This is a genomic window from Acinetobacter sp. GN11 (assembly GCF_054823985.1).
Map to the genome: position 1 here is coordinate 1 of NZ_JRVL01000017.1, position 25,699 is coordinate 25,699.

25 protein-coding genes, 1 other RNA gene and 1 pseudogene are annotated in these 25,699 nt (G+C 41.5%); 13 read left to right on the forward strand and 14 right to left on the reverse strand.

The features are described 5' to 3' along the window. From NL42_RS02130 to NL42_RS02150, 5 genes and pseudogenes are all read left to right on the forward strand, one after another. Positions 1 to 298, forward strand: a pseudogene (locus NL42_RS02130) (hypothetical protein); the annotation flags it as partial. Next, the gene (locus NL42_RS02135; protein WP_461311600.1) at positions 295 to 606 is read left to right on the forward strand and encodes a hypothetical protein; all 312 of its coding nucleotides are present in this window, start codon (positions 295 to 297) and stop codon (positions 604 to 606) included. The pseudogene NL42_RS02130 and the gene NL42_RS02135, both read left to right, overlap by 4 nt. Further along, positions 606 to 866 carry a hypothetical protein gene (locus tag NL42_RS02140; protein ID WP_461311601.1) on the forward strand — a complete coding sequence of 87 codons (261 nt, stop codon included), beginning with the start codon at positions 606 to 608 and terminating at the stop codon, positions 864 to 866. The genes NL42_RS02135 and NL42_RS02140 overlap by 1 nt, the downstream gene beginning before the upstream one ends. Further along, a complete protein-coding gene (locus NL42_RS02145; protein ID WP_461311602.1) occupies positions 859 to 1,215 on the forward strand; it encodes a hypothetical protein in 357 nt (118 codons plus the stop codon). Before NL42_RS02140 ends, NL42_RS02145 begins: the two co-directional genes overlap by 8 nt. Then, the gene (locus NL42_RS02150; RefSeq protein WP_461311603.1) at positions 1,110 to 2,210 is read left to right on the forward strand and encodes a tyrosine-type recombinase/integrase; all 1,101 of its coding nucleotides are present in this window, start codon (positions 1,110 to 1,112) and stop codon (positions 2,208 to 2,210) included. Before NL42_RS02145 ends, NL42_RS02150 begins: the two co-directional genes overlap by 106 nt. Positions 2,211 to 2,275: 65 nt before the next feature. Here the strand turns inward: NL42_RS02150 and ssrA are convergent. The 5 genes from ssrA to NL42_RS02175 form a co-directional block, all read right to left on the reverse strand. Next, positions 2,276 to 2,634, reverse strand: a transfer-messenger RNA (tmRNA) gene (ssrA, locus tag NL42_RS02155). A gap of 160 nt (positions 2,635 to 2,794) precedes the next feature. Beyond that, positions 2,795 to 4,780, reverse strand: a complete 1,986-nt coding sequence (ggt, locus tag NL42_RS02160) for a gamma-glutamyltransferase (RefSeq protein ID WP_461311604.1) — start codon at positions 4,778 to 4,780, stop codon at positions 2,795 to 2,797. A 305-nt stretch (positions 4,781 to 5,085) separates the two neighbouring features. Next, positions 5,086 to 6,612, reverse strand: a complete 1,527-nt coding sequence (locus tag NL42_RS02165; protein WP_461311605.1) for a DHA2 family efflux MFS transporter permease subunit — start codon at positions 6,610 to 6,612, stop codon at positions 5,086 to 5,088. Positions 6,613 to 6,618: 6 nt separating this feature from the next. Further along, positions 6,619 to 7,770 (reverse strand): EmrA/EmrK family multidrug efflux transporter periplasmic adaptor subunit, encoded by a 1,152-nt coding sequence (locus NL42_RS02170; protein WP_461311606.1) that lies wholly within the window; start codon positions 7,768 to 7,770, stop codon positions 6,619 to 6,621. A gap of 266 nt (positions 7,771 to 8,036) precedes the next feature. Continuing rightward, a complete protein-coding gene (locus NL42_RS02175; protein WP_461311617.1) occupies positions 8,037 to 8,534 on the reverse strand; it encodes a thioesterase family protein in 498 nt (165 codons plus the stop codon). Between the two features lie 142 nt (positions 8,535 to 8,676). On the opposite strand from NL42_RS02175, the gene hemB reads away from it, so the two are divergent. Beyond that, entirely contained in the window at positions 8,677 to 9,690 is a 1,014-nt protein-coding gene (gene hemB / locus NL42_RS02180) for a porphobilinogen synthase (RefSeq protein ID WP_045125079.1), read from the forward strand. Positions 9,691 to 9,715: 25 nt separating this feature from the next. Next, positions 9,716 to 10,831 carry an NAD(P)/FAD-dependent oxidoreductase gene (locus tag NL42_RS02185; protein ID WP_461311607.1) on the forward strand — a complete coding sequence of 372 codons (1,116 nt, stop codon included), beginning with the start codon at positions 9,716 to 9,718 and terminating at the stop codon, positions 10,829 to 10,831. On the opposite strand, the gene NL42_RS02190 is transcribed toward NL42_RS02185, so the two are convergent. Then, positions 10,823 to 11,728, reverse strand: coding sequence for a TIGR01777 family oxidoreductase (locus NL42_RS02190; RefSeq protein WP_461311608.1), 906 nt, complete (start codon positions 11,726 to 11,728; stop codon positions 10,823 to 10,825). The two genes, NL42_RS02185 and NL42_RS02190, sit on opposite strands and share 9 nt — an antisense overlap. A gap of 83 nt (positions 11,729 to 11,811) precedes the next feature. Next, positions 11,812 to 12,264 (reverse strand): ABZJ_00895 family protein, encoded by a 453-nt coding sequence (locus NL42_RS02195; RefSeq protein WP_461311609.1) that lies wholly within the window; start codon positions 12,262 to 12,264, stop codon positions 11,812 to 11,814. Between the two features lie 380 nt (positions 12,265 to 12,644). On the opposite strand from NL42_RS02195, the gene NL42_RS02200 reads away from it, so the two are divergent. Continuing rightward, a complete protein-coding gene (locus NL42_RS02200; RefSeq protein WP_049837634.1) occupies positions 12,645 to 13,022 on the forward strand; it encodes a VOC family protein in 378 nt (125 codons plus the stop codon). A 72-nt stretch (positions 13,023 to 13,094) separates the two neighbouring features. Here the strand turns inward: NL42_RS02200 and NL42_RS02205 are convergent, their stop codons facing one another. Then, the gene (locus NL42_RS02205; protein WP_461311610.1) at positions 13,095 to 13,571 is read right to left on the reverse strand and encodes an OsmC family protein; all 477 of its coding nucleotides are present in this window, start codon (positions 13,569 to 13,571) and stop codon (positions 13,095 to 13,097) included. 164 nt (positions 13,572 to 13,735) lie between these two features. Between NL42_RS02205 and NL42_RS02210 the strand changes: the two genes are divergently transcribed. After that, on the forward strand, positions 13,736 to 15,004 hold the full coding sequence (locus tag NL42_RS02210; RefSeq protein ID WP_461311618.1) for an exonuclease SbcCD subunit D: 1,269 nt from the start codon (positions 13,736 to 13,738) through the stop codon (positions 15,002 to 15,004). Between the two features lie 9 nt (positions 15,005 to 15,013). Then, entirely contained in the window at positions 15,014 to 18,610 is a 3,597-nt protein-coding gene (locus NL42_RS02215) for an AAA family ATPase (RefSeq protein WP_461311611.1), read from the forward strand. A 120-nt stretch (positions 18,611 to 18,730) separates the two neighbouring features. Here NL42_RS02215 and NL42_RS02220 read toward each other — a convergent pair whose 3' ends face one another. Then, positions 18,731 to 19,573 (reverse strand): undecaprenyl-diphosphate phosphatase, encoded by an 843-nt coding sequence (locus NL42_RS02220; protein WP_461311612.1) that lies wholly within the window; start codon positions 19,571 to 19,573, stop codon positions 18,731 to 18,733. Positions 19,574 to 19,680: 107 nt separating this feature from the next. Continuing rightward, positions 19,681 to 20,373: a YggS family pyridoxal phosphate-dependent enzyme gene (locus NL42_RS02225; RefSeq protein WP_461311613.1), complete on the reverse strand. Its 693-nt coding sequence runs from the start codon at positions 20,371 to 20,373 to the stop codon at positions 19,681 to 19,683. Between the two features lie 126 nt (positions 20,374 to 20,499). On the opposite strand from NL42_RS02225, the gene NL42_RS02230 reads away from it, so the two are divergent. Both NL42_RS02230 and NL42_RS02235 read left to right on the forward strand, forming a co-directional pair. Beyond that, positions 20,500 to 21,537 carry a type IV pilus twitching motility protein PilT gene (locus NL42_RS02230; RefSeq protein WP_035366231.1) on the forward strand — a complete coding sequence of 346 codons (1,038 nt, stop codon included), beginning with the start codon at positions 20,500 to 20,502 and terminating at the stop codon, positions 21,535 to 21,537. 19 nt (positions 21,538 to 21,556) lie between these two features. Further along, complete coding sequence (locus NL42_RS02235) at positions 21,557 to 22,675, forward strand: PilT/PilU family type 4a pilus ATPase (protein WP_004641663.1); 1,119 nt, start codon at positions 21,557 to 21,559, stop codon at positions 22,673 to 22,675. Positions 22,676 to 22,744: 69 nt separating this feature from the next. Here NL42_RS02235 and fur read toward each other — a convergent pair whose 3' ends face one another. Next, positions 22,745 to 23,182 (reverse strand): ferric iron uptake transcriptional regulator, encoded by a 438-nt coding sequence (gene fur / locus NL42_RS02240; protein WP_016139030.1) that lies wholly within the window; start codon positions 23,180 to 23,182, stop codon positions 22,745 to 22,747. A gap of 111 nt (positions 23,183 to 23,293) precedes the next feature. Here fur and NL42_RS02245 point away from each other — a divergent pair, with 111 nt between their 5' ends. Then, positions 23,294 to 23,692 carry an outer membrane protein assembly factor BamE gene (locus NL42_RS02245; RefSeq protein WP_199966739.1) on the forward strand — a complete coding sequence of 133 codons (399 nt, stop codon included), beginning with the start codon at positions 23,294 to 23,296 and terminating at the stop codon, positions 23,690 to 23,692. Positions 23,693 to 23,759: 67 nt separating this feature from the next. On the opposite strand, the gene NL42_RS02250 is transcribed toward NL42_RS02245, so the two are convergent. The 3 genes from NL42_RS02250 to NL42_RS02260 form a co-directional block, all read right to left on the reverse strand. Beyond that, positions 23,760 to 24,071, reverse strand: coding sequence for an RnfH family protein (locus NL42_RS02250; protein ID WP_461311614.1), 312 nt, complete (start codon positions 24,069 to 24,071; stop codon positions 23,760 to 23,762). Next, positions 24,071 to 25,138, reverse strand: coding sequence for a hypothetical protein (locus tag NL42_RS02255; RefSeq protein ID WP_461311615.1), 1,068 nt, complete (start codon positions 25,136 to 25,138; stop codon positions 24,071 to 24,073). Before NL42_RS02255 ends, NL42_RS02250 begins: the two co-directional genes overlap by 1 nt. A gap of 151 nt (positions 25,139 to 25,289) precedes the next feature. Then, positions 25,290 to 25,699 (reverse strand): bacteriohemerythrin (locus NL42_RS02260; RefSeq protein ID WP_461311616.1); only part of this gene is annotated, 410 nt, incomplete at its 5' end.

Sequence of the window (25,699 nt, forward strand, 5' to 3'; positions counted from 1 at the left end):
AGCAATGTATAAGCTTGGCTATCTAAATAATAATTGCATTGGCTGTGTAAAAGGTGGTGCTGGGTATTGGAACAAAATCCGTAAAGATTTTCCTGAAACCTTTAAACGCATGGCAAAGGTTGAGAGAGAGATTGGCCATTCAATTTTGAAGAACGATGCTGGCCCTATTTTTCTGGATGAATTAAAGCCTAATGTTGGTCGTTATAGGGATGAACCAGATATTGATTGCTCATTTAGCTGTGTCATCGCAAAAGAAGACAATTGCTGGAGCGCAGTTAAATTCAAGGAGGCTGTATGAAAGCAAGCTATACAGAATCTGAAGTTTTAGCAGTACTTGCTGAAGGTGAATTAGATGCAAGCGACTTGCTTTACACAGCGAACCCAAACTTTGAAAAACGATTTAAACGTTTAAATACGGCTCTTGCAAAGTTACTTGATGAAGTACGCGAGTATTTCCCCGATGCAAATTATTACAGTCCCAATGATGGAATGGTGTTGCTTCTTGGCAGTAGCCACACTGGAGGAACGGCTGCAATAAGTCAACAAGAATTAGTAGCAGTAACAAGTCATGCGCTAGTTTGCAAGCTAAGCGGAGGTGACTGGTAATGGCTACATACATCGAAAAATTGCAGGAACCCAAAACCGTTCAAAAGCTGGAGTCGTTGCTAGGTGGGCACATCATGAGCGTGTATCGAAATGCAGGCTTAAATCCGCCAGTACCTGTATCACATGGTGGTCATTTTATTTATGCAGATCCAGCACCAGAAAAATACGCTCGGCATTTACGTGAAGGCATGAAACTGTTTGCTCAAGCATTGGATGAATTAAATACGACTCAACCTACTGGAGAGAAAGCCAATGAATGAAATTGTTGAGGCTCTTATTCAACTTGGTCTTACTCCCTTAGATTGGGTTGATGCCAGTCAGTTTGCAAAACTGACAGGAATTGAGGAGCAAAAACTTACTCACAGACGTAAAAAATGGCCTGAAGATTTAGTTTGGGCAAAGCAAGACGGCAACATATATTATTCAATCAAAGGTTATAACCAATGGCTGACAGAACAAGCTCAAAATCGTTACCGCAGGGCGTGCGGATCAGAAATGGCGCAGTGCAAATCTATTTCGAGCGAAACAAACAAGCCTACAACATCACGTTACCGCACCCCGCGAGTGCAGAAGGCATCACGGCAGCCGCTAAAATTAGAGATCAACTAATTACTAAAGCTGAATGGCGAATTTTAACCGATAAAGATATTGCTGAAGCTAAAGGGCTTGAAACCGACGATAACTCAGTTATCGTCGGGGAAGGCATACTCTTTCAGAATGCTGCTCAACAATATTTGAAATTATGTGAAAGCAATCTAGACACCAAAAAGGGTTATAAAAATATTCTTGAGAACCATTGGATGCCTGACTTGGCACTTGTGCCAATTCACCAAATTACCTCAGAAGATATTAAAGAACTTATTATTGATCGTGATTTCAAGACAGCTAAAACCCTAAACAACTGCCTTATCCCTTTGCGTGGTGTATTTGAGTACGCAATGGAAAATAAATATATTGATAAAAGCCCACTTGATGCCGTTAAAAATAAAAAAATCCAAGTAGATATCCCCGACCCATTTAACCGTAGCGAAATGAATGCATTACTTGAATATCTTGAAAAAAACATGGTTGAAGATAATGAATTTTACTATTGGTATTATGAGCTTGCTTTCTGGACAGGTTGCCGTCCATCAGAACTGATTGCGCTGCATGAATCTGATATTGACCTTTTCAACGATACTTTTCGTGTCACAAAAAGCCGTGTACGTGGTATTGAAAAAAATGTGACTAAAACTCGCGTAGCGCGTGAGGTTTATTTAAATGACAGATCAAAGGCAGCAATAAAAGAACTTTTGAAGTTTAAAAGAAAAAGAAGTTACAAGGACAATCATTTATTAATTTGTCCTGAAACTGGCGAACCTTTCTTTAATGAAAAGCCGCCAAGGAACCGTTTAGTTGAAGCAATGAAAGCTTGTGGTATTAGACATCGTCCAGCGTATAACGCAAGGCATACATATGCCACTATGCTTTTGATGGATGGCGTTAACCCTGTGTTTGTTGCCGATCAGCTTGGGCATAGCCTACAGATGCTCATGAAACGTTATGCTAAGTGGATTCATGGCGATAAGAACAAATTAGAAATTGCAAAACTCAAGACAGACTAAGCCTGTCAAAATCCTGTCAATAAAAAAGCCACTTATTATAAGTGGCTGTTTTATATAAGGAATTTTGGTGGAGATGGCGGGAGTTGAACCCGCGTCCGCCAGCATTACGCTCGAGAATACTACATGCTTAGATATCGTCTATTGTTTTAACACCAAGTGACCCGACGAACAGGGTACAAGTTGCGATCCTCTAAGTTTGGTATAAAGCCCCGAGGCTTGACTCTATACGGACTTGTGTGCGTGCGCTACGGTCGGGTTCCTAAACCACAAGTATTCTAGGAAGCGGACAAACTGCCCTTAGGCAGCTAGAGCGTAAGTTTCGTCGTTTGCGACTAAAATATGCAAATTTGATTTACGAGAGAAAATGCGCTCTCGGCATGCATCTATGAGTTTCATCACCAGCGTCGAAGCCAATAACATCCCCATGAATGTCTGAACATCATAGCATAACTAAAATAAAATACTGTGCATTTTATCAACAGTCCGCTACTGATGAACATATTTACATAATGGGGAGCCTTTTGTTTTTTTCAAGGGCCACATAAAAAAGCTGCCAAAAATGACAGCTTTTTTTAAAGTTGGGTCTATAAAGCACCATTGCCTAATACAATACCTTCACGGCGTGGGTCTACCCCACCTGCGTATTTACTTTGATTATTAATATTTACTTTCATAATCGTTGAAATACCGCTGGTTTGCGCAGTGTTAGCAACGCCATGCCCTTTTGCTTTTAAACCTTCAATCAAATCAAGCAAAGAAAGCTGTACATTCGAGCTATCTACATTGGTGTTTTTGCTATTGGTCGCTCCAAAGTTGACAAGCGAGGTGGCTTGCTGTGCATTTAAGTTCCAGTCCAGCGCACCCACCAAAGTTTTAACCACATATTGAATGATGGTACCGCCACCTGGTGAACCTGTTGCCATATAAAACTCATCTGGCGTGGTGCCTTTAAAAACTAAAGTTGGCGCCATGGTACTTCTTGGGCGTTTGCCCCCTTCCACACGGTTAGCAACCAGTGCTCCCGTACTGTCTAGCGGGTTGGCGCTAAAGTCAGTTAACTGGTTCGACAGCAAGAAACCATCCACCATGTGGAATGAACCCATGCTCGATTCAACAGTCGATGTCATTGAAACCACATTGCCATAGGCATCTACAATCGTGAACTGAGTCGTGCCGTGTTCAACAGTCGTATCGACACCCAAAGTTGGGTTGAAATTACCCGCTGGCGCAACGCCCATACTTTGGTTCGGGTTAATCAATGCTGCACGTTGCTTCAAGTAGTTTTTATCAATAAAGCTTGCAATACCCTGTGCTGGTAAAGCAACAAAGTCAGTGTCTGCTACATATTTGTCGCGGTCGGCGTAGGCCAAACGTTCTGCCTCAGACACTAAATGCACACCCATCACATCCGGTACACCGCCTTCGTTTTCTGGGTTTTTAGGTGGATACAGCGACATATCAAAGTTTTCTAAAATACCCAGTGTTTGCGCAACCGCAATCCCTCCCGAAGATGGAGGTGGCATGGTACATACATAGTAACGGTCACGGTACGTCGTACAAATCGGGTCGCGTTTTTTCACCTGATAGTTCGATAAATCCTGCAAAGTCATCAAACTTGGGGTAATTGGAGTTCGTGCTGGGTCATCCCCTAACGTCTGTGCTGCTTTCGCTACAATCGCTTGGGCGATCGGGCCAGTGTGCAGCGCATTTGCGCCTTGTGAAGCAAGTGTTTCAAGGGTTTTTGCATAGGCTTTATTGGTCATGGTTTCACCGACTTTACGAGGTGAACCATCTGTGTAGAAATAGGTCGCCATTGCATTTGCATCAAGCGCTAAATTGTTTGCATTACTTGCAATTGCATCTGCTAAACGCCCCGGAATACGGAAACCGTTGTCAGCCAAACCAATCGCTTCACCAAAAAGCTGGTTCCACTTAAGCTTGCCATGTTCTTGTTGTGCTTGTTCAAGCAAACGCATCACACCCGGCACACCAATCGAGCGACCACTACGGCGAGCGCTTGGTACAGGTGCAGGTGAATTTGGGTCATATATATCTTGGCGAATTAAATAATATTCATTGGCTGCGGCTGGTGCGGTTTCACGGCCATCATAAGCAGTGACTTTTTTGGTTTTGGCGTCGTAATACATCATAAAACCACTACCAGCAATGGTGCTTGATTGTGGCTCGACCAGACCCAACACCGCTTGTACCGCAACGGCTGCATCGACTGCACTACCGCCTGCTCTTAAAACATCACAGCCCGCTTTTACCGCAAGTGGCGTGTTTGCCACCACCATATATTTATCTGCGTATTTAACCGTGTTACCGAGTCTATAACCCGATGCACCTTCAGGTGCCGCTGGGTCACCATTTTGGTTTGAACCGACCACCACGCTTGAACCGTCTTGTGCCAGTTTGCTACAACTGGTGGGATCATTATCAACAATTAAATTGGGCGGGGTTGTATTTGAATCATCCTTGGGCTGATCTGACGAGGAGTCATCTCCACATCCTTGTAATAAACCGACTGCTAATAAACTACTGAACAAAAATGAATATCTTTTATTCACGTGATAACTCCAATATATACGCCTGCCTATCCATGCAATTGCCATGCAAGCTTCTTTGTTTTCAGGTATTAAGTTTTTTTAATCTTTGATAAAAATAAGGTTTTATAATATTGAATGTTTAAGGGCGTTTTATCCTGTGCCCTGTTTGATGCCTCCTTGCTTGATATCACACTCTTTTATAACTGATTTGCCCGATTCTGGCATGCTTTATTTCGCTAAATACAGGCAAAATTTGCCATTTGCAGATGCAGTTTATTTTTTAGTGGACCTAAAAAAAGCACCTCCGAAGAGATGCTTTTTTGTGTTTAGTGAGAAGGCATTCCGCTGACATCTCCTTTGGGTTTTGGACACAGCCAAATAACCAGCCCCGCAAAGACAAACACCATTGCAAACAGCAAAAACACATGGTTTGCTGACATAGTAATGGCTTCTTTATCGACGAGGTTTGAAATAATTCCTAAAGTCGAGTCAGCCGAAAAACCATTTTGTGTAAGGTTATTTTGAACTTCGGCAGTATTTAGGTTTGACACCATTTCACTACGCGCAACTTTGGCGTGGTCGTCCCACACGGTCACAGCAATTGAAGCACCAATCGCCCCAGCCATGGTTCTTAAGAAGTTCATAAGACCCGCAGCAGATGCAATTTCTTGCTGGAGTACCGAACCGAGTGCAATGTTCGACAGTGGAATAAAGAAGAACGGTACGGCAAAACCTTGTAGGATTTGTGGCCAAGCCAGTGCCATAAAGTCGGCGTCTGTGGTCCAGAACGCCCGCATTAGGGTCACAGCACCCAGTAAAATCAAGCCAAAGCTTGCAAGCGCACGTGGGTCATGTTTGGTCGAAAGCTTCGCCACAATCGGTGACATGGTCAAACTACCAAAACCCATGGTTGCAGTTAAATAGCCGGCCCATGTGGCGGTATAGGAAAGGTTCATTTGCAGCCACTGTGGAATCAGTACAATACTGCCAAAGAACGCTCCAAAGCCCAGCGACAAGGCCAGTACCGAAATTGCAAAGCCCCTATGCCTAAAGACTTTGACATCCACGACGGGGTGTTTGTCGGTCAGCTCCCATATGAGGAACACCACAAAGCCTATCGCGGCAGTTAAGCCTAATACCACAATGCTGGTGCTATTAAACCAGTCGCGTTCGTGCCCTAAATCGAGCATGAGCTGTAGCGCACCAATCCACAAAATTAACAGACCTAAACCGACCGTATCGATTCTTAAAGAAATCGTTTCTGTTTCGGCTGGTTTAAGCAAACGGATTGCCGCTAAAACACAAACAATGCCGACCGGAATGTTAATAAAGAAAATCCAGTGCCAAGACAGGTTGTCACTAATCAGACCACCTAAAATTGGTCCTAAAATTGGTCCAACAACAGTTGTCATTGCCCATAGGCCCATGGCCTGTGCATGTTTTTCTTTAGGGAAAATACGCATGAGCAAGGTTTGGCTGAGTGGCATAAGTGGGCCACCGCATAGACCTTGTCCAATACGGAAAAACACCAGCATTCCTAATGAGTTTGCTAGGCCGCACAAGAAAGAAAAAATGGTGAAACCAATCAGGCCAAAAATAAAGACTCGGACGGTTCCAAAGCGGCCCGCAAGCCAACCCGTTAAGGGTACACAAATCGCTTCTGCAACTGCATACGACGTAACAACCCATGTGCCTTGTGTGCTTGAAACAGCAAGGTTACCGGTAATGTGCGGTACAGAGACGTTGGCAATGGTCGTATCGAGCACGACCATAAAGTTCGACAAGGCAATAACAAACGCTGCCAGTAATAAACGGCCACCGCTTAGTTCGGCAAAAGGTGTTTGCGTTTTCATAAGCGTTTACTTCGCAGATAAGTCGACTTTTGCTTCCATCGACAAGCCAACACGCAGTGGGTGTTCAGCAAGTTCTTTCGGGTCAAGTGCAATACGAACTGGTAAGCGTTGAACCACTTTAATCCAGTTACCTGTTGCGTTTTGAGCCGGAATTAAGGCAAAGGCAGAACCCGTACCACCAGAGAAGCCCATCACTTTGCCGTGATATTCAACATCGTCGCCATATAAATCTGAAGTAAGCGTAACGATTTGACCCGGACGGACTTTTTTCAACTGACTTTCTTTAAAGTTTGCATCTACATATAAATCATTCAGCGGCACAATCATCATCATGCTAGTGCCCGGCGCAACGCGTTGGCCGACTTGAATATTACGACGCGCAACCACGCCATCAACTGGCGCACGAATGACAGTACGTTCTAAATCAAGCTGAGCTTGTTCAACATGTGCTTGTGCAACTTGCACATCAGGTGTTGAAACTTCACTTACACCCTGAATTAAAGCTTCATTCGCAGCTAAGGTACTTTCGGCAGCTTTACGGCTTGAAGACGCTTGTGCTAAACCAGCTTTAGCAAGCTCTAGCCCTGCTTTTGCTGTTTCAACTGCACTTTGTGCCTTAGTGAGTTCTTCTTTAGACACTGCACCAGACGCAGCAAGTTGTGCACGACGGTTGAGCTCTAATCCAGCTTTGTCGTAGTCGGCCTGCGCTTGAGCAACCTGTGCTTTGGCACTGTTAATTTCGTCAGCACGAACCACAACTTGAGAGTTTAAAGAACTACTGTTTGCCGCAGTTTGTTTGTATTGGCGTTTTGCTTTTGCGAGTTCTGCTTCAGCTTGCGCTAATGCAATTTTGGCATCACGGTCATCAATACGAACCAGCACGTCACCACGATGTACCGTTTGGGTATCTTTTACGATCACCTGAGCGACCTGACCGCTCACCATTGAGGTAATTTGCGCGATTTCAGCACCGACATAAGCATTATCCGTACTCACGGAATGATTTAAAAATAATGCCCAAATTGCATATAAAATAGCGGCGATCAATAAAATCAGCGCAAAAAAACCAAGAAATTTTTTGCGCTTGTTTTGATTGTTGTCATCCGAGGCAGATGTTGTTGGCACTGTTTCTTCTACATTGCTTTGTGCATCAGTCATGGTATGTTCCTAAAGATGGGGTGGCTTTGCCATCAATCTCGCACTACACCTTGTTATAGAGTTTTTATTTTTCTATAAACAAGACATACCGCATTGTCAAAGGAGCTAATTTTAACGCTAAAACCTCATGATATGAGAATAAAAAATTATAACTAATGCGTTCGTTCTAATTAAATTAATGTTTATCTCAAGGTTTTTATAAAAGTTCTAGCTTTTTAAACACAAAAAAAGCACACGTGGTGCTTTTAAATCGTTCAATTCATCGCCTAATAGGCATATGAAGCGATACCCGCAGCGATGGCTTTATCTTCATCATTAACCATTGTCATGCGCATAGTGCAGCCCTTACGCCCTAAACGCAGAACTTCAGCACGGGCAATAAAGTATTTACCGCGTCCCGGTGCTAAATAATCTACACGCATGTCGACTGTTGCCAAACGCGACACTTGCTTAATGGTCTCGGTTAAAGTTTCGGGGGTTGAACGACGATATAGATGTTCCATTGCCACAATTCCGCCAATACTATCGAGCAAAGTTGCAGCAACGCCGCCATGCAAAATCTGAAATGCCAGATTGCCAATCAGGTCGGGTTGCATCTCGATATAACCTTCAATCTGCCCGTCCACCACACGCATAATCATTCCACTATGCTTAAAAAAAGGAGAGCTATTAAACGCCTTACATAATTGCTTAAGAACTACATTCAGGTCAGTTTTTGCACCTAAATGAATGCTCCCAGTCCAATTTTTCTTTTCATCACTCATACGTTGCCTAAATTTAAAAGCATGATAAACACCCATAATTTTGTACAAATCCAGCATTATGGGGCTACAATACAGCAGTCGGTTGACAGTAATGGAATATCCGCCAACCTATCCTAGTGTAATACCGAACATCGAGATTGTTATGACTTATACGTTCAATCGTCCTGCATTTCCAGCCACTCGCATGCGCCGTATTCGTAAAAATGACCAGTTGCGTGCGATGGTCAGCGAAACACAGCTCACTACCAATCACTTGATTTATCCAGTATTTGTATTACCGGGACAAAATCAGACCCAAGATATTCCAAGTATGCCAAACATTCAGCGTTTGTCGGCAGATTTATTACTGAAAAAAGCTGAAAGACTTCTGGAATTGGGCGTATCAAAACTGGCTCTTTTTCCAGTCACTCCTCAAGAAGATAAAAGCCTGACCGCAGAAGCTGCATGGCATGAAGATGGTTTAGTACAAACCACCTGCCGTTTGCTTAAAAAAGAATTACCAGAAATGGTGTTAATCACTGATGGTGCACTCGACCCATACACGACTCATGGTCAAGACGGCATTATTGATGAAACTGGCTATGTGCTTAATGACGAGACTGTAGAATGCTTGATTAAACAAGCATTAAGTCATGCAGAAGCAGGTGCTGATGTAGTTGCACCAAGTGACATGATGGATGGTCGTATAGGCGCCATTCGTCAAGCTTTAGAAGCCAACGGTCACATCTATACCAACATCATGGCTTACTCTGCGAAATATGCGTCGAGCTTCTATGGCCCGTTCCGTGATGCTGTTGGCTCTGCATCCAACCTAAAAGGTGGTAATAAATATAACTACCAGATGGACTTTGCCAACCGTGCCGAAGCATTACATGAAATCGCGCTTGATATTCAAGAAGGCGCCGACATGGTGATTGTAAAACCGGGCATGCCATATCTGGATGTGGTACGTGAAGTGAAAGATACCTTTGGTGTTCCAACATTCATTTATCAAGTGAGTGGCGAATACGCGATGTTAGCGGGTGCAATTCAAAATGGCTGGTTATCAGACTCAGTTATTTTAGAATCACTCATGTGCTGCCGCCGTGCTGGTGCAGACGGGATCTGGACTTACTTTGCAGAAACTGCTGCCGAAAAACTCAAGGAAATGAACTAAGTTCGCAGAGAAAGGATAACACTGCATGCATATTGCAATCATTGGCGCAGGCATTAGTGGATTAATGTCTGCGCTGGAGTTGGTTGAACAAGGCTGTAAAGTCAGCATTTTTGATCAACAACAAGCGGGACAAGCAGCCTCTTGGGCTGGCGGAGGTATTCTTTCTCCGATGTACCCTTGGCGCTATGTGCATGCAGTGAACCAACTTGCTCAATTTGGCAAAGCCTCTTATCAAGCATGGAACCAAAAGCTCTTCCCTGTTACAGGGATTGATTTTGAAATTCATGACACAGGCATGTTGATTTTTGATGAAGAAGATTTTGACGTCGGACTTTCCTACGCAAATCAACATCAAGAACCCATGCAGCGCTGCGAATATTTACAGCGAGATGCCCTAGAGCAAGTCAATCCGCATATTTCCGATCGGTTTCAAGAAGCCATTTATTTTCCTGAACTTTCTAATATTCGTAACCCACGCGTATTACAGTCTCTGATTAGTTATTTAAAACAGCATCCAAATGTTGAGTTTTTTGAACACGTTGCTGTTAAAAAACTGTTTCAACAGGATGATGTGATACAAGCCTTGCAAACCGAAGATGGTCGCAAACATACAGCAGATCATTTTGTAATAACTTCGGGCGCTTGGAGCCATTACTGGAACTCACAATTACAACTCGAAATTCCAGTCGAACCTGTTCAAGGTCAAATGTTGTTATTTAAAACCCCTGCTCACTGGCTACCGACCATGTGTATGAATCGAGTGATGTATCTGATTCCACGTATGGACGGGCATATCGTATGTGGTTCTAGCATGGCACATCGTGGTTTCGACACTTCCACCGACGAAACAACCCAACACAATATTTTAGAAGCTTGCTTAGAAATGGTGCCTGAACTGGCAGATTTCCCGATCGTACAGCGCTGGGCAGGACTCAGACCAAGTTCACCAAATGGCGTTCCCTACATTGGCAAAATGCCTGAAATGGATAACCTCTGGGCTAACTTTGGTCATTTTAGAAATGGGTTATGTATGGGCGCAGGCTCTGCGCAATTGCTCCGTCAACTTATGCTGGGTCAACCGACATTAGTTGATGCCAAAGCATATTCACCAGAGCGCCTACAAAATAAAATCTTAGCCTGAGGCGAGTACATTCTCTAAAGCCATTTTTAATCGCGGATAGGCAAACTCAAATCCTTCTGCTTGCAGGGCAGCGGGTTTGACGTATTGACCATTTAAGATCAATTGCGACTGTTCCCCTAACAAACAGCGAAAAACCGTGCTTGGCGCCGACAACAGCGGTTTCTTATTGAGTACCGCAGCAGCTTGTTCAACAAAAGCTTGTTGAGTCACATTTTCTGGCGCCACAACATTATGGATTTGGGCAGATTGAGGATGCTTAAATATAAACTCGATGGCATTTAACACGTCTTTAATGTGTACCCAAACCACAGGCTGACGACCATGACCAATCTTGCCAACTAAATTGAGTCGAATAGGAAGCAACATTTTAGGCAAGATGCCACCACCCTGCCCAAACACCACACCTAAGCGAATAATTTTAGTATTTTGCTGAGTATCTGCTAAAGCTGCATGCTCCCATTCTTGGCAAAGCTCGGACATAAAAATGGGCTGTGGCGAGCTTTGTTCGGTGCACACCTCTGCCCATTTTTCTTCAGCATCTATACCGTAATAACCAATGGCCGAGCCAGAGACAATCACTTCTGGAAAAATTTCAGATTGCTTGAGCCATGCATATAACTTTCGTGTCGTGTTTACTCGGCTTTCAATGAGTTGTTTTTTACGTGACTCGGTCCAGCGTTTCTCGCCAATATTTGCGCCTGCCAAATTCACCACATAGTCAATCTGACGTGTCGAAATATCTTCAAACTTTTGCACCCACTGCAAGGCAGGATGGTCAGATATCTTTCCAGCCTGCCGTGTCACAGCAATCACGTTATAATTTTTTTGCAGCAGGAACTTAATTAAATGCGTTCCGATAAAACCACTAGCACCGGTGATTAATACATTCTTATTCATATTTCCTCCAAAACCGAGGACACAAGTTTTATTTAATTATATAAGACTCATTTATATTTAATCGTAGCTGTTTATATAGTGATCTATTGCATATTAAACATTTTGCTTGCCATTCGCTGTGCCTGTTTACCATAAAACCAATAGGTAATTAAATAAAGCGGAATAGCTAACATTAAAAGCATAATCACCATAATACTGAAGAACTGAGGCTGTTTGAGGTAAAGCATAAAGTTTTGCAAAATCTCAGGGTCTTTTCTTGCAAATAAAAATAAGCCGAATACAACACCACACAAGTTATAGCCCCAGAAAATCAGGGTAAAACCTAAAGTAAATTTCTTTTTTTCTTGTACAGTCGGTGCACGGCGTTCTTTCTTTAAAAATTTAAATAAGACAAAAATCATTGCCCCTAAATATGGAACGGCTGTTAAAATACCGCCTACACTCGCTGGTAATAGTGCTGCAACTACACCAACAACTAAGGTGAGTACGATGCATAAACCAAAAAACCAGAGAAAGTAAGAACGTAATTTGGTCATCTTTTTGCCTAATTTATGGGTTCAAAAAATAATTATAAATTTTTTTCGATTTTTTTTCATTTTTCTGTCAACCAATCTGAATCTCTTGACGTTATATAGGGTAATAAGGTCGCAGCAACCGAATACTTCCTTTGCACGGCATCCGCAGAATTGTATCGGTGACCTTTCATTACGACTCTTTTCTTCCTTCAGATTAGGTTTTGTTAGCAGCCGAAACCCTTGATGAAGTTTTTGACCGACGATTCTCTCATCACTCGAATCGTCGGTTTTTATTTTCTGGCACTTCCATTTATTTTACGCTCACCATACACAATAGTTGTTTCATGGTCATAAAGGCTATGCGTATACTTTTTACACCATAAAAATATGTTTTTAATAATATGAACAACATTGCCTATTTTGAAATCCAGTCTTCAAACCCTGCCCGCGATGCGCAGTTTTATCAAGCTGTGTTTGGCTGGCAATTTAAACTCGATGAAAATTTACCGATTGAATATTACCGTATCGAAACGCCCTCAATTATGGGTGGACTATTAAAACGCCCAGCCCAAACACCACCAATGGAATATGGCACCAATGCATTTACCTGTTCGATTCAGGTGGAAAACTTCGATGAAGTAGCTGCAAAAATTTTAGCGCAAGGTGGTATTGTCGCGATGGATAAATTCGCCATTCCCGGTCGTGCTTGGCATGGTTACTTTGTCGATTTAGACCACAACGTTTTTGGTATTTTTCAAGTTGATGAAAATGCTGCTTAAAGATCTTATTTAACCAATTTATTTATTTTCTAATTTATAGCCACCACATTTTTATCGGTGGCTATTTACTATTTATTCTTCGGCAAAGCTAAAACTGGCTTCACATGTAATTGGGAAATTCACCGAATTGGCAATCATGCATTCATGATGCGCTTCTTCATGCAATTTTGCAGCAAGCGCTTGATCGGCACCTTTTTCTAAAACAACTTCTGGTCTTAAAGTAATTTGGGTAAAGTGACCACGTTTAACTGGATCTGCATCTTCCATAAAGCCAAGTGCGTGATCGACATAACTCAGCACATGAATGTGATTGACTGCACACAGGTGTAAATACCAAAGCTTATGACAAGCTGAAGCTGATGCAACCAATAAATCCTCCGGATTCCATCTGGTTATATCACCTAAATAGGCAGGGTCTGATGAACCTTGGATCGTGGCTTTTTGCGGATGTTGAATACTAAAGTCTCTTTTATATGAACGATAAGAAGAAGTACCTGTTCCCGTATTGCCTTCCCATTGTATTTTTACTTCGTATTCATGAATGGTCATTTTGTTCTCAAAGTTCATGGTTTAAGTCGATAGTAACAAAGCAAAGTTTAAAGTAAAAAAATTAATTCAAGTTTCAACTTAGGCTTAAATAACGAGCACTTTAAAATGTCTTGATAAAATCTCCTGCCAATTTATGCTAACGTATCTATGTTTATTTTGGCTTGATGTCTGTTTCTATGTCCGTACATTTTCTACATACTTCTGACTGGCATTTGGGGCAGTTTTTTTACAATCATTCACGCCACTACGAACACCAACAATTTTTAAGCTGGTTGCTCACTCAAATTCAAGAAAAACAACCGCATGCTCTGCTCATTGCCGGCGATATTTTTGATGTGATTAATCCGGGTTCTCAAGCACAAAAACAGCTCTACCAATTTTTAGCAGATGCCCATCGCCTTGCCCCACACATGCAAACACTCATGATTGCGGGTAACCATGACTCAGGCTACCGTATTGAGCAGGTCGAACCACTCTTAGAAAAATACAATGCAAAAACCGTGGGCGTGGTTCGCTGGAATGAAGATAAAACTCTAGATCTCGATCGACTACTTTTACCTATTTACAATAAAAATCAAGACATTGTAGCGTGGTGCCTTGCTCTACCTTTTTTACGCTCAGCCGAAATTACGGGCTTTAATGAACATACCACCAATAGCAAAAATGCGATTGCCTATTTGCACCAGCAACTGATTGCAGAAGCCAAATGTCGTAAAACACCAGACCAAGCGCTTATTTTGATGTCGCATGCCCACATGCAAGGTGGGGAAACATCCGACTCTGAACGCCCAATTATAATTGGTAATGAAGAAGCACTTTCAACGACTTTATTTGAAGATGCTGTCGACTATGTGGCTTTAGGGCACTTACATAAACCACAAAAAGTAGGTCAGCCACATATTCGTTATAGTGGCTCGCCAATTCCGCTTTCATTTAGTGAAATTAACTATAAACACCAAGTGGTTGAGGTTAAAATTGACCCAGCTCAAGAGACAGACAGCCGTTTGCAATTTGAAGCTGTAGAAATTCCGCGTTGCATACAATTGCACCGTATTCGTGGGGAATTAAATGAAGTGCTGCAACAACTCAAAGCCTTGCCAAACGGCGTGATTGAAAATATTGACCACCGTGAATATGTCGATATTGAATATTATAGTTTAACGCCGCCACAACCCAATTTACGTCAGCAGTTTGAAGCAGCCTTACCGCCTGACCGCTATCGTTTAGTGCGTATTTCACGTCAATATGTGAACAAAGACGCTACCGATTCAAATACCACTCAGCAAATTACCCTTGAACCACCAACACCAGAAAAGTTATTTCAGAATATTTGGGAAAAACAAGGTTACAGCGCCGATGACGCTGTCTTAAAAGATTTTCTGAGTCTGGTACAAGAAGCACAAAAAAATCTTGAAAATGATGCAACCCCTTAAGGATATGTCATGAAAATTTTATCCATTCGTATAAAAAATCTGGCATCTCTTTCTGATGAACACTTTATTGATTTCGAAAGCGCACCTCTAGCCCATGCAGGCCTCATTGCAATTGTAGGGAAAACTGGTGCTGGTAAGTCGACCATTTTAGATGCGATGTGTCTGGCTTTGTTTAATCGGGTTCCTCGCCTTAAAGACAGCGATGGCAAATTAAAAGATGTCGATGGTTCAGAGTTACTCACTAATTCACCTTTAACTGTATTACGCCGTGGTACAGGACATGGTTTTGCAGAGCTTTGCTTTATTGCACAAGATCAAAAACGCTATTTGGCACGTTGGGAAATTAAACGCGCACGTGAAAATCCAAATGGCAAATTACAAAGTGTACAGCGCCACTTAAAATGCCTGACCGATGGTGTTGTGCTTGCCGACAAAGCCAAAGCAGTTGATGAAAAAGTTAAACAAATTACCCAGCTTTCATTTGAACAATTTACGCGTGCCGTATTACTTGCCCAGTCAGAAGTAACTGCATTTTTAAAAGCACGAGACAGCGAACGCGGTGAGTTACTCGAGTACCTAACTAACTCCAGCATTTTCGCTAAAATCGGTGAACTGGCTTTTCGTAAAACAGCAGATATTGCAAAGCAGCGTAAACAGCTTGAAGAATTCTTAGGCCATATTGAAATTTTGTCTGATGAAGAGATTGCAGCTTTTACTGCACAATATCAGCAAGCTGAACAAAACCATCAACAGTTAGAACAACAAAAAAATGTCTTAAACAAACAGCAACAATGGTTTGAACGCAAAGCGAAAATTGAGCAAGAAGTTCAAGCTAAACAGCAACAGTTTCAAACCCAGCAAAACCATCATCAGCAATTGGCTGGTGAACGTGAGCAATTACAACGGCTCGAAGTTTTCTCTGAAATACGTCAGCAGGTTTTTCAGCAATCTCAAAATTTACAAACGCTACAACAACTTGAGCCGCAAATTCAGCAAGCACAAACCAAGTTTAATGATTTGGTGCAAATTTTTGAAACGGGTCAAAAACAATATCAACTTGCAGAGCAAGAACTCAAACAGACCCTCGATTTTGAACAACAGCATCAACATGCTTTAAATCAAGTTCGACAGTCCATTCAAGAACGTGCCTTTATTGCCGATGAATATAAAAAGTGCAAAGAAAAAAGACATACTCTTGAGCAAAAACTCAGTCCACTGCACCAGCAGCAAAACACTGTGCAACAGCACATTGCACAGCTTGAGCAGAACCAAATTCATCTTCAACAGCAACTTACCCAAACTCAGCAATATGCTGTGTTGGATAAAGGCCTGTCAGCGCATCTGCATCAGCTTGGCCAATTTATTCAAAATTACCAAGCAATTGAACAGCAGCTCGGCAACCCTACCCTTGCTCGCCAGAAGCTATCAGAAGCTAAAAGTGAACTCGAACAACTGACAGCTTCACTCGGCACAGTTGAACAGATTGAGTTAAAACTTGAACAACAGCATAAAGACAAAGATCAGAAGCTTGCTCAAATCACTCAGTTAGATCTGATTCAACAGAAAATAAAAATTTATCATGAGCTATATGCTGAACTTCAGCAATTCACCGAAAAACATATTCAGGCCTCAGCCCAAGAGCAGCAGCTTAAAACCGTTTGCCAGTTAGCTGAACAAGACTACCAAACAGCAAAAACTGAACGTGAAAAGTTACAGCAGATCCTGCAACAGCAGCGTTTATTACACACCGAAAATATTGAGCAGTTACGGGCCAATCTTAAAGACGGCGAAGCTTGTTTAGTGTGCGGAAGCACAGATCATCCCTATCGTGTTGATGACAGTGCCCTCTCTAAAGCTTTATTTGACTTGCAGCAACAACAAGAACAACAAGCAGTAGCACTAGAGCAAACTAAATTTAATGCATGGCAAAACCAACAACATGCGCTTACCCAGTGTCTTGCTGAGCTTGAGCAAGTTCAGAAATACTTAACTCAACTTAAAGCCAAACAATCAAGCTTGCAGCAAGAACTTGAGCAAGGTTTTAACCTTAATCAGTTACAGATTGAGCTTAATCAAGCTCCTGGACAAATCTTGCAAACGCTTAACGAACTCAGACAAGCCGCGCAAACTGCGATAAGTTCATTTGATTCAGAAAACTTGCGTTTAACCCAAGCGATTAAACAACACAATCAGCTCGTTCAATCTATTCAGCGTAATGAAAGTTTGCTTAATACAGCACAGCAATGGCAACAACAAGTTCAACATATTGTTGAGTGTCTATCTGAAACCGAACAGCACGCGTGGCAGCAGTCGAGTAGCCAAACGGCTAAGCAGACTTGGTCAATTCTTGATGCACGTGCTAAGCAGCTTGAACAACAAGAACAGCTTTCACAGCGTTTTGAACAGCAGCAACAAGAACTTAAAATGTTAGCTGCCAACCTTGAGCAATTGACCAAGCAAATTGATGAGATCGACCAAAATCTCAAAGACATTACGCTTAAAGGCCAACAAAATAATGAAAAAGCGGTGTCGCTCATTCAACAAATGACAGGCCGCGCTGACATTAAACCGCACGAATGGTTAATTGAGCACGATGCTAAACGTCAGCAGCAACAAACGACGTATCATGAGGCTAAACAACGTTTCGAACAAACTAGACAGCATTTTGAGCAGCAAAAACAGGCGCTCGATCAACTTAAGCATCAACATCAACATACCTCACAACATCAGCAGCAGATTGATGGACAAATTCAAAACTGGTTAAAAGCTCACGCTGATTTTCAAGCATCTGACCTTACATCGCTCATGCAGATTAATTCAGCCCAAGAACAAGATATTCGTAACCGCCTTAATCATGCCGAGCGTTTATTAAGTGAAGCTTCTTCTGCCCTTAAGACCATGCAAGAGCAATTGAGTGAGCATTTACAAACTCAGCCAGATATTGAACATGAAAAGCTTGTTAGCCTCATTCAAGACAATATTGCAGAGCTTAAAGCACAGCTTGAAGTACGTGATCGGCTTAAGCTTAAGCTCGAAGTGCATCAGCAAAATCTAGCTAAACAGCAACAATACGCTGAGCAAATTCAAAATATTCAGCAAGAAGAACATCGCTGGAGCAAAATTTCAGGTCTCATTGGCGATGCCAAAGGTAAAGAGTTCCGTGACTATGCGCAGCAATATCATTTAGATATTTTAGTGGAACATGCCAATCAGCAACTAGCGATGCTTTCTCAACGCTATACACTTAAACGTCTAGATCAGTCTTTAAGTCTTGCGATTATTGATCACGACATGGATGGAGAAACCCGCTCTGTTGCATCGCTATCTGGCGGTGAGTCGTTCTTAACTGCCCTTGCCTTATCTTTAGCCATTGCCAATATGGCATCGGGTTCAATGAAAATTGAATCTCTGTTTATTGATGAAGGCTTTGGTACTTTAGATGCTTCGTCTTTGCATATGGTTATGAATGCTTTAGATCAGTTGCAAAATCAGGGGCGCCAAGTCATTCTCATTTCACACATTCAAGAAATGCATGAGCGTATTCCTGTTCAAATTCAGGTGAAACCACTTGGAGCTGGCGCAAGTACGATTGAAGTCGTAGGTTAATTTATTAGGATTTCATATCTGAAAGTTAATGAATCTTATATAGCAAAGGGGCGTATTATTTACGCCCCTTTCTTCTTGTATGGTCTTGTACTAATTTTTTATTTTTAAAATATCAAAAAATTAATTAACGCAGAGCACCACAACTGCAAAACCGATACAGTACATACCGAACAAATGCCAGCATCCATGTTCTAACCATGATGACAGCCATTTCAATGCGAGAAGACCCGCACCAAAGCTAAAGCACATGCCCAATAAACTTGGAACCATCGAATGGAACACTTGCCCATGAGCTACAGTTTGTAAACCTTGAGCGTGAACTAAACGATATAACTCTTTTAAAATTACTGCAGGCGTTAATACGACAGCAAGTGCAAAACTGAATTCTTCAGCCTTTTGACGAGATACCCCTAAGAATAGTCCAGTAGAGATCGTGGCACCAGAACGTGAAAAGCCACGGAAAGGTAAACATAAAGCCTGCACTGCTCCAATAATAGAAGCACTACGCAAACTGATTTCACCCTGCTGACCACGATCTAAACGCGAAGATAAAATAATCAGAACACCTGCCGAAATCAGCGCAGCCGCCATTAATTTTGAGTTACTAAACAAATGCTCAATTTCGAAACTACTCGCTCCACCGAAGAACACATGTTTAATCATAGATTGGAGCGCTAAACCGAGTACGCCTGTAATTAAGGTTGCCAAAATAATATAGAAGGCTTGTTTTTTGAAACTGTCCCATGAAGAAAAATAAGTCTTTCGCCAAGATTTCCAAAAGTAAACGATCACTGCAAACATCGTACCTGTATGCAACATGACAAGTAAAAAGGTCATATCAGGTGCAGATGGATCATACCCCATTAATTTTTCAGCTAAAATAACGTGTGCGGAACTAGAAACTGGCAATAATTCAGCAAAACCTTGAATGATTGCCAGAATGAAAACATGCAACAAATCCATACCCTACACACTCAAATATTAAAATATCTGGGTTATAAGCTAGGAAAATTAAATTTAAATTAACAAATTACACATACCCGACAAAACGTTTATCTAAATTGTAAAAGTCATTTTTTTTCAACTGTATCGCGCTTTCCAAATAAAGCCGTTCCTACACGCACCATGGTTGAACCTGCGGCAATTGCAGCGTCTAAATCACCTGACATTCCCATGCTTAATGTGTCCCAGTGTTCTGGGTGGGCATGTTTTTCTTTCACAGTATCAAACAAGGCTTTAGCATCTGCAAAAGCAGCAGTATTGTCTGGCGCTGGAATCACCATCAAACCGCGTAATTTGATTTTCGGCAGTTGACTAATTTGAGCAACTAACTCGGCAACCTCATCTGGTGCACAACCATCTTTACTGTCTTGCCCATCAATATTCACTTGCAAACAAATATTCAAGTCAGATTGATCTGGAAGTCTTTGATTAGATAGTCGCTCAGCAATAATTAAACGATCTACACCATGTACCCAATCAAACTTTTCAGCCAAATGTTTGGTCTTGTTGCGCTGAACATGACCAATAAAATGCCATTCAATTTCTAAATCTTGTAAAGCTTCGATTTTGTCTAAAGCTTCCTGTAAATAGTTTTCACCAAATGCTCTTTGCCCTGCTGCATACATTTCACGCAAACTTTCACTCGGATGTGTTTTCGACACGGCTAAAAGTTGCACATTTTCAGGCGCACGCTGAGCATGTTCACAAGTACGTTGGATTTGCTGTAATACGAGCTGTCGCGCATCTTGCAGGTAATTCATTGACAAGGTTCTCATTTTCAAAAAACTTTTTTGCTTTTCACCTAAAGCGAGGTGTTGGTAAGCCTCGGTGAAAGCCGTATATTATTCTACAAAATAATGACATATTTTGATTTACTTGGGGAAATTATGGATATTACAGAGCTACTCGCTTTCTCTGTGAAAAATGGCGCGTCCGATTTACATTTGTCTGCTGGCATGCCACCGATGATTCGCGTTGATGGTGAAGTCCGTCGCATTAACTTACCAGCTCTAGATCATAAAGATGTTCACCGTCTGGTCTATGACATCATGAATGATAAACAACGCCGAGACTACGAAGAAAAGCTTGAAACCGACTTTTCTTTTGAAGTGCCAAATGTTGCTCGTTTCCGTGTTAACGCATTTAACCAAAACCGCGGTGCTGGTGCAGTATTTCGTACCATTCCATCTAAAGTACTTACTATGGAAGATTTAGGCTTAGGTCAAATCTTCAAAGATATTTGCGACTATCCACGTGGGATTGTACTGGTCACTGGTCCAACAGGTTCGGGTAAATCTACGACGCTTGCAGCGATGATGGACTATATCAACGAAAATCGTTATGACCATATTTTAACGGTTGAAGACCCAATTGAATTTGTACATCAGTCGAAAAAATGTTTGATTAACCAGCGTGAAGTGCATCGTGATACACATGGCTTTAATGCAGCACTTCGTTCAGCACTTCGTGAAGACCCCGATATTATTTTGGTCGGTGAGATGCGTGACCTTGAAACCATTCGTTTAGCACTTACTGCTGCCGAAACGGGTCATTTGGTGTTTGGTACGCTCCATACAACGTCTGCTGCAAAAACCATTGACCGTGTGATTGACGTATTCCCAGCCGAAGAAAAAGACATGGTTCGTGCCATGTTGTCAGAATCTTTACAGGCTGTTATTTCGCAAACTCTACTTAAGAAGAATGGCGGTGGACGTGTCGCAGCACATGAAATCATGATTGGTATTCCTGCCATTCGTAACTTAATTCGTGAAAACAAAGTCGCCCAAATGTATTCATCAATTCAGACTGGCGCAAATCATGGTATGACCACACTCGACCAAAGCTTAAAAGGTCTAGTTTCTCGTGGTGTGATTAGTCCACAAACGGCTCGTACTGCTGCAAAACAACCTGAATCATTCCTATAAAAAGAATTAGAGAATAAATATGGATTTTAATGACTTACTCAACCTCATGGTTGAAAAAAAATCATCCGATCTTTTTATTACAGATGGTGTTGCACCGTCTATGAAGATTAACGGGCAAATTGTTCCAATTTCAAAAAATAGTCTTTCAGGCGATGTTATTGGTCAACTCTTACATTCCATCATGAGCGAAAAACAGCGCAAAGAATTTGCGGACACTCGTGAATGTAACTTTGCCATTATGAACCGTGATAAAACTGCCCGCTTTCGTGTGAGTGCTTTTCAGCAGCGTGACATGCCAGGCATGGTACTACGTCGAATTGAAACTAAAATTCCTTCAATTGATGACTTACAGTTACCACCTGTTCTTAAAGATTTATCAATGACTAAACGCGGCATCATTATTTTTGTTGGTGCGACAGGTACGGGTAAATCGACGTCTTTGGCTTCAATGATTAGCTATCGTAACCACAACACTAAAGGTCATATCATTACCATTGAAGACCCAATCGAGTTTATTCACGAACATGCGGGCTGCATCATTACCCAACGTGAAGTCGGAATCGATACGGACTCATTTGAAATTGCCTTAAAAAATACTTTGCGACAAGCACCAGACGTGATCTTGATTGGTGAAATTCGATCTCGTGAAGTGATGGACTACGCGATTGGCTTCGCTGAAACAGGTCACCTTGTATTGGCCACAATGCACGCCAACAACGCTAACCAAGCACTCGACCGTATTATTCACTTCTTTGAAAGTGACCGCCACAGTCAGCTCTACATGGACTTATCTCTTAACTTAAAGGCCATGATTGCTCAGCAACTTATTCCAACACCTGATGGCAACTCGCGCCGTGCTGCAATTGAAATCTTAATTAACTCACCATTAATTTCGGACTACATTCGTAAAGGTGAAATTCATGAAATTAAAGATTTAATGAAGCGTTCCCGTGAACTCGGTATGCAAACCTTTGACCAAGCATTGTTTGATCTCTATAAAGCAGGCCAAATTACCTACAAAGATGCATTAAAACATGCCGACTCACCTAACGATTTACGTTTGACAATTAAGCTTGCTGAAGAGGGACCTGATCAAATTGCAGGCACAAATCAGCATTTAACCTTCGACCGACAGTAATTTCCTCATAAAAAAAGGAAGGTTAAACGTAACCTTCCTTTTTTATTTGTTTTCTTTGTGTGAAAACGATTATTTCTTGCGCAGAACTTCCTGACACTCAGGTTCGTTACAGTAACCGTAGAGGTTTAATGAGTGACCCGTTAAGGTAAACCCATATTGGTCTGCTACAGCATGCTGTTCCTTCTCGATAACATCATTAGTAAATTCAATAACTTTGTTGCAATTATAGCAAACCAAATGATCGTGATGATCTTCTTGCATGATTTCGAAAACAGAATGATTATTTTCGAAATGATGACGCTGAATGATACCTGCAGCTTCAAATTGTGTTAACACACGGTAAACTGTCGCAAGACCGACATCTTCCCCTTGTTCTAACAAAGTCTTGTAAATATCTTCAGCACTAAGATGATGTTGCTTTGAATTTTCTAATAATTCCAAAATCTTAATTCGTGGAAGGGTAACTTTAAGTCCAGCTTTGCGCAAATCTTGATTGGAAATAGGCATGAAAAAAGGTCTCTCAACAAATCTCAAGTTGGAATAGGCAATAGAATTTAGATGAAGTATGATCTATCCTTTGATCAAATGCATCATAATTTATTGGGATAGTGTAGCAAAATGCAAAAACTCGTGCTGACGTTATTAGTCACTTCACTCCTTGCTGGTTGTTCAATCTTTGGTGTATATAAGGTTGATATTCCTCAAGGGACTCCTTTGACCAAAGCTCAGGCCTCTCAAGTACAAGTCGGCATGAATTTCCAGCAAGTGCGTTTTTTGCTTGGTAGTCCAACTGTGACTGATCCCCTCAATCCTCAGCGTTGGGACTACATTTACAACTATATCCCGGGAACTTACGCTAAAAAGGCAAAAATCCCCGCAGCACATGGTCAGCATTTAAAAATTTACTTTGATAGCACTGGCACAGTAACTAAAATTGAAGGTTTAGAAACTATTCCAGAATCGCAACCAGGTTTACCTGCTTCTAAAGAAGCGATTTTAACTGCCCCACCACTATAATCGTTTTTTCTAATAAAAATAAACCCCTCAAGTGAAATACTTCGAGGGGTTTTATTTATGGGGCTTATTACTTTAAGCGATTACTTTTAATATATCGCCCCACAGGATTTTTCTCGGCGCGGTTACGGCGTATCTCCTTAGGATTAATCGTTAAAGGTCGATAAACCTCTACCCGATCACCCGCTTGTAAAATCGCATGTGCTTCAACTTTTGCACCAAAAATGCCAAGTTGTAATGGCTCAGGCAAACTTACCTGTGTCTGCAACCCACTCACTTCAACTGCTTGTAACGCTGTCATTCCAGCTTCAAATGGAACAGCAACTAAAAACTGTTGCTCTGGGGCTGCAAAAGCAACCCACACTTGCTGAGCTTTTTCCATCAGATCATTTGTCCAACTACCGCAATCATGGCAATTACGATTGAAAGCGGTAAAACAATACGTACCGCAATACGCCACAAGTTATAGAACAACTCATTGCTAAAATTCATTGATTTACGCAAGTGGCTAATTTTCATAATCCAACCAGCAAAAATTGCATAGATCAGGCAAATGAGTAATCCCCAAAGCATCAAAATCAGCGTAAAGATGCCGTGAAGTTCAGGCACAGCCCAAACCGCAATTACTACAACAATAATCACCCACTGTAAAACGTACATCAGTTGACGTTGAGCGAGCTGTTCTTTAGCAAGTTGAATAAACAGAGCTGTTGTCATTACCGCAGTAAAAATCCAGGTAAAAACAGGAAGCTGTGCTTGAAGAGAAAAGAAACCAAACGCAACGACAGCAATTAACTGAGCTAACCAGATTGGAAGTACAGTTTTTGTAGCGCCTTCTTGAGAGTGAATTACAGACAAGCTATTTTGCCAGTAAAGTCCTAAGCCTAAACCACTCGCAACAAGAGCAAGTACAGTTGCATTACCCCATTCTTTAAATTCAACATTTGTCCAATGCCAAGGCTGTAAAGTCGTTCCCATTGTATTAGCTAAAACAAGAGAAGCGATTACACCGACTGTCATGAGCAGAATTAAAATCTGACGCGGAATAAAAGATAAAATTAAAGCCGCAACTGCAAGCCCAGCAAAAACAATTTGCCCAGAAACGCTGTTATTGAGCTGTACTGTCAATAAATTGCCAGCAGTACTCAGTACATTCCCTGCTAAAAATGGAATAAAAATAACTGCAAGCCAACCAGCCAAACGCCATTTTGGTGAACTATCTGCTTCACGAGTTAAACTTGATAAAGCATTTAAAGCAGTAGTCTTCGACCGTTTTGCTAAAGCAATTTCTAAATAGCAAACTGGCAAAGCCAATAACAGCATTGTGCCTAACCACAATAACCAGAAATCGATTTGACGATCAATCTGGATCCCCATAGCGGGCGCCAATGTCGCCATAATGATGAAAGATAAGCAAAACGCCATCAGGGGCGATAACCATCGTGACATAGGTATGTCCTGCATTATGCATTCCTTGAAAAAGACTATCGATATTTTGCCCGTCTCATGCCTGAAAATCAAAGTTTGCTCAATAAAAAAAGCAAACTACCGAAACGATAGTTTGCTGCGCTAACTAAAATTATAAGTTTTGTTATTTAAATTATGCGAAAAACCGAGCAAACCAGTTTTTCCCTTTCTTCTTTTCTTTTTCTCTAATAATTCCCATCATATTTTCTTTTACTGCCCCCACATAATCTGCATCATCATGCTGAATATGGTTAATTAACCATTTTGCTAAAATTTCTTGTAGCTCTTTTTCAACAGTATGTCCCATTTCAAAACGTTCACGATATAACTCTATTTTTTTAATAAACAAGTCATGTACACGTTTATGTGGCACACGATATTTATAATCCGCTTCCTCTTGTAAACTTTCTTCGAAAGTAAAATGTGATTGTGTGTAATCAATAATATTATCTAAAACATCTTTAATTCGACGTCTATCTTCATCATCTTTTACATCATCAATTTCATTAATATAATCAAGTATTCGTTTATGTTGCTCATCAA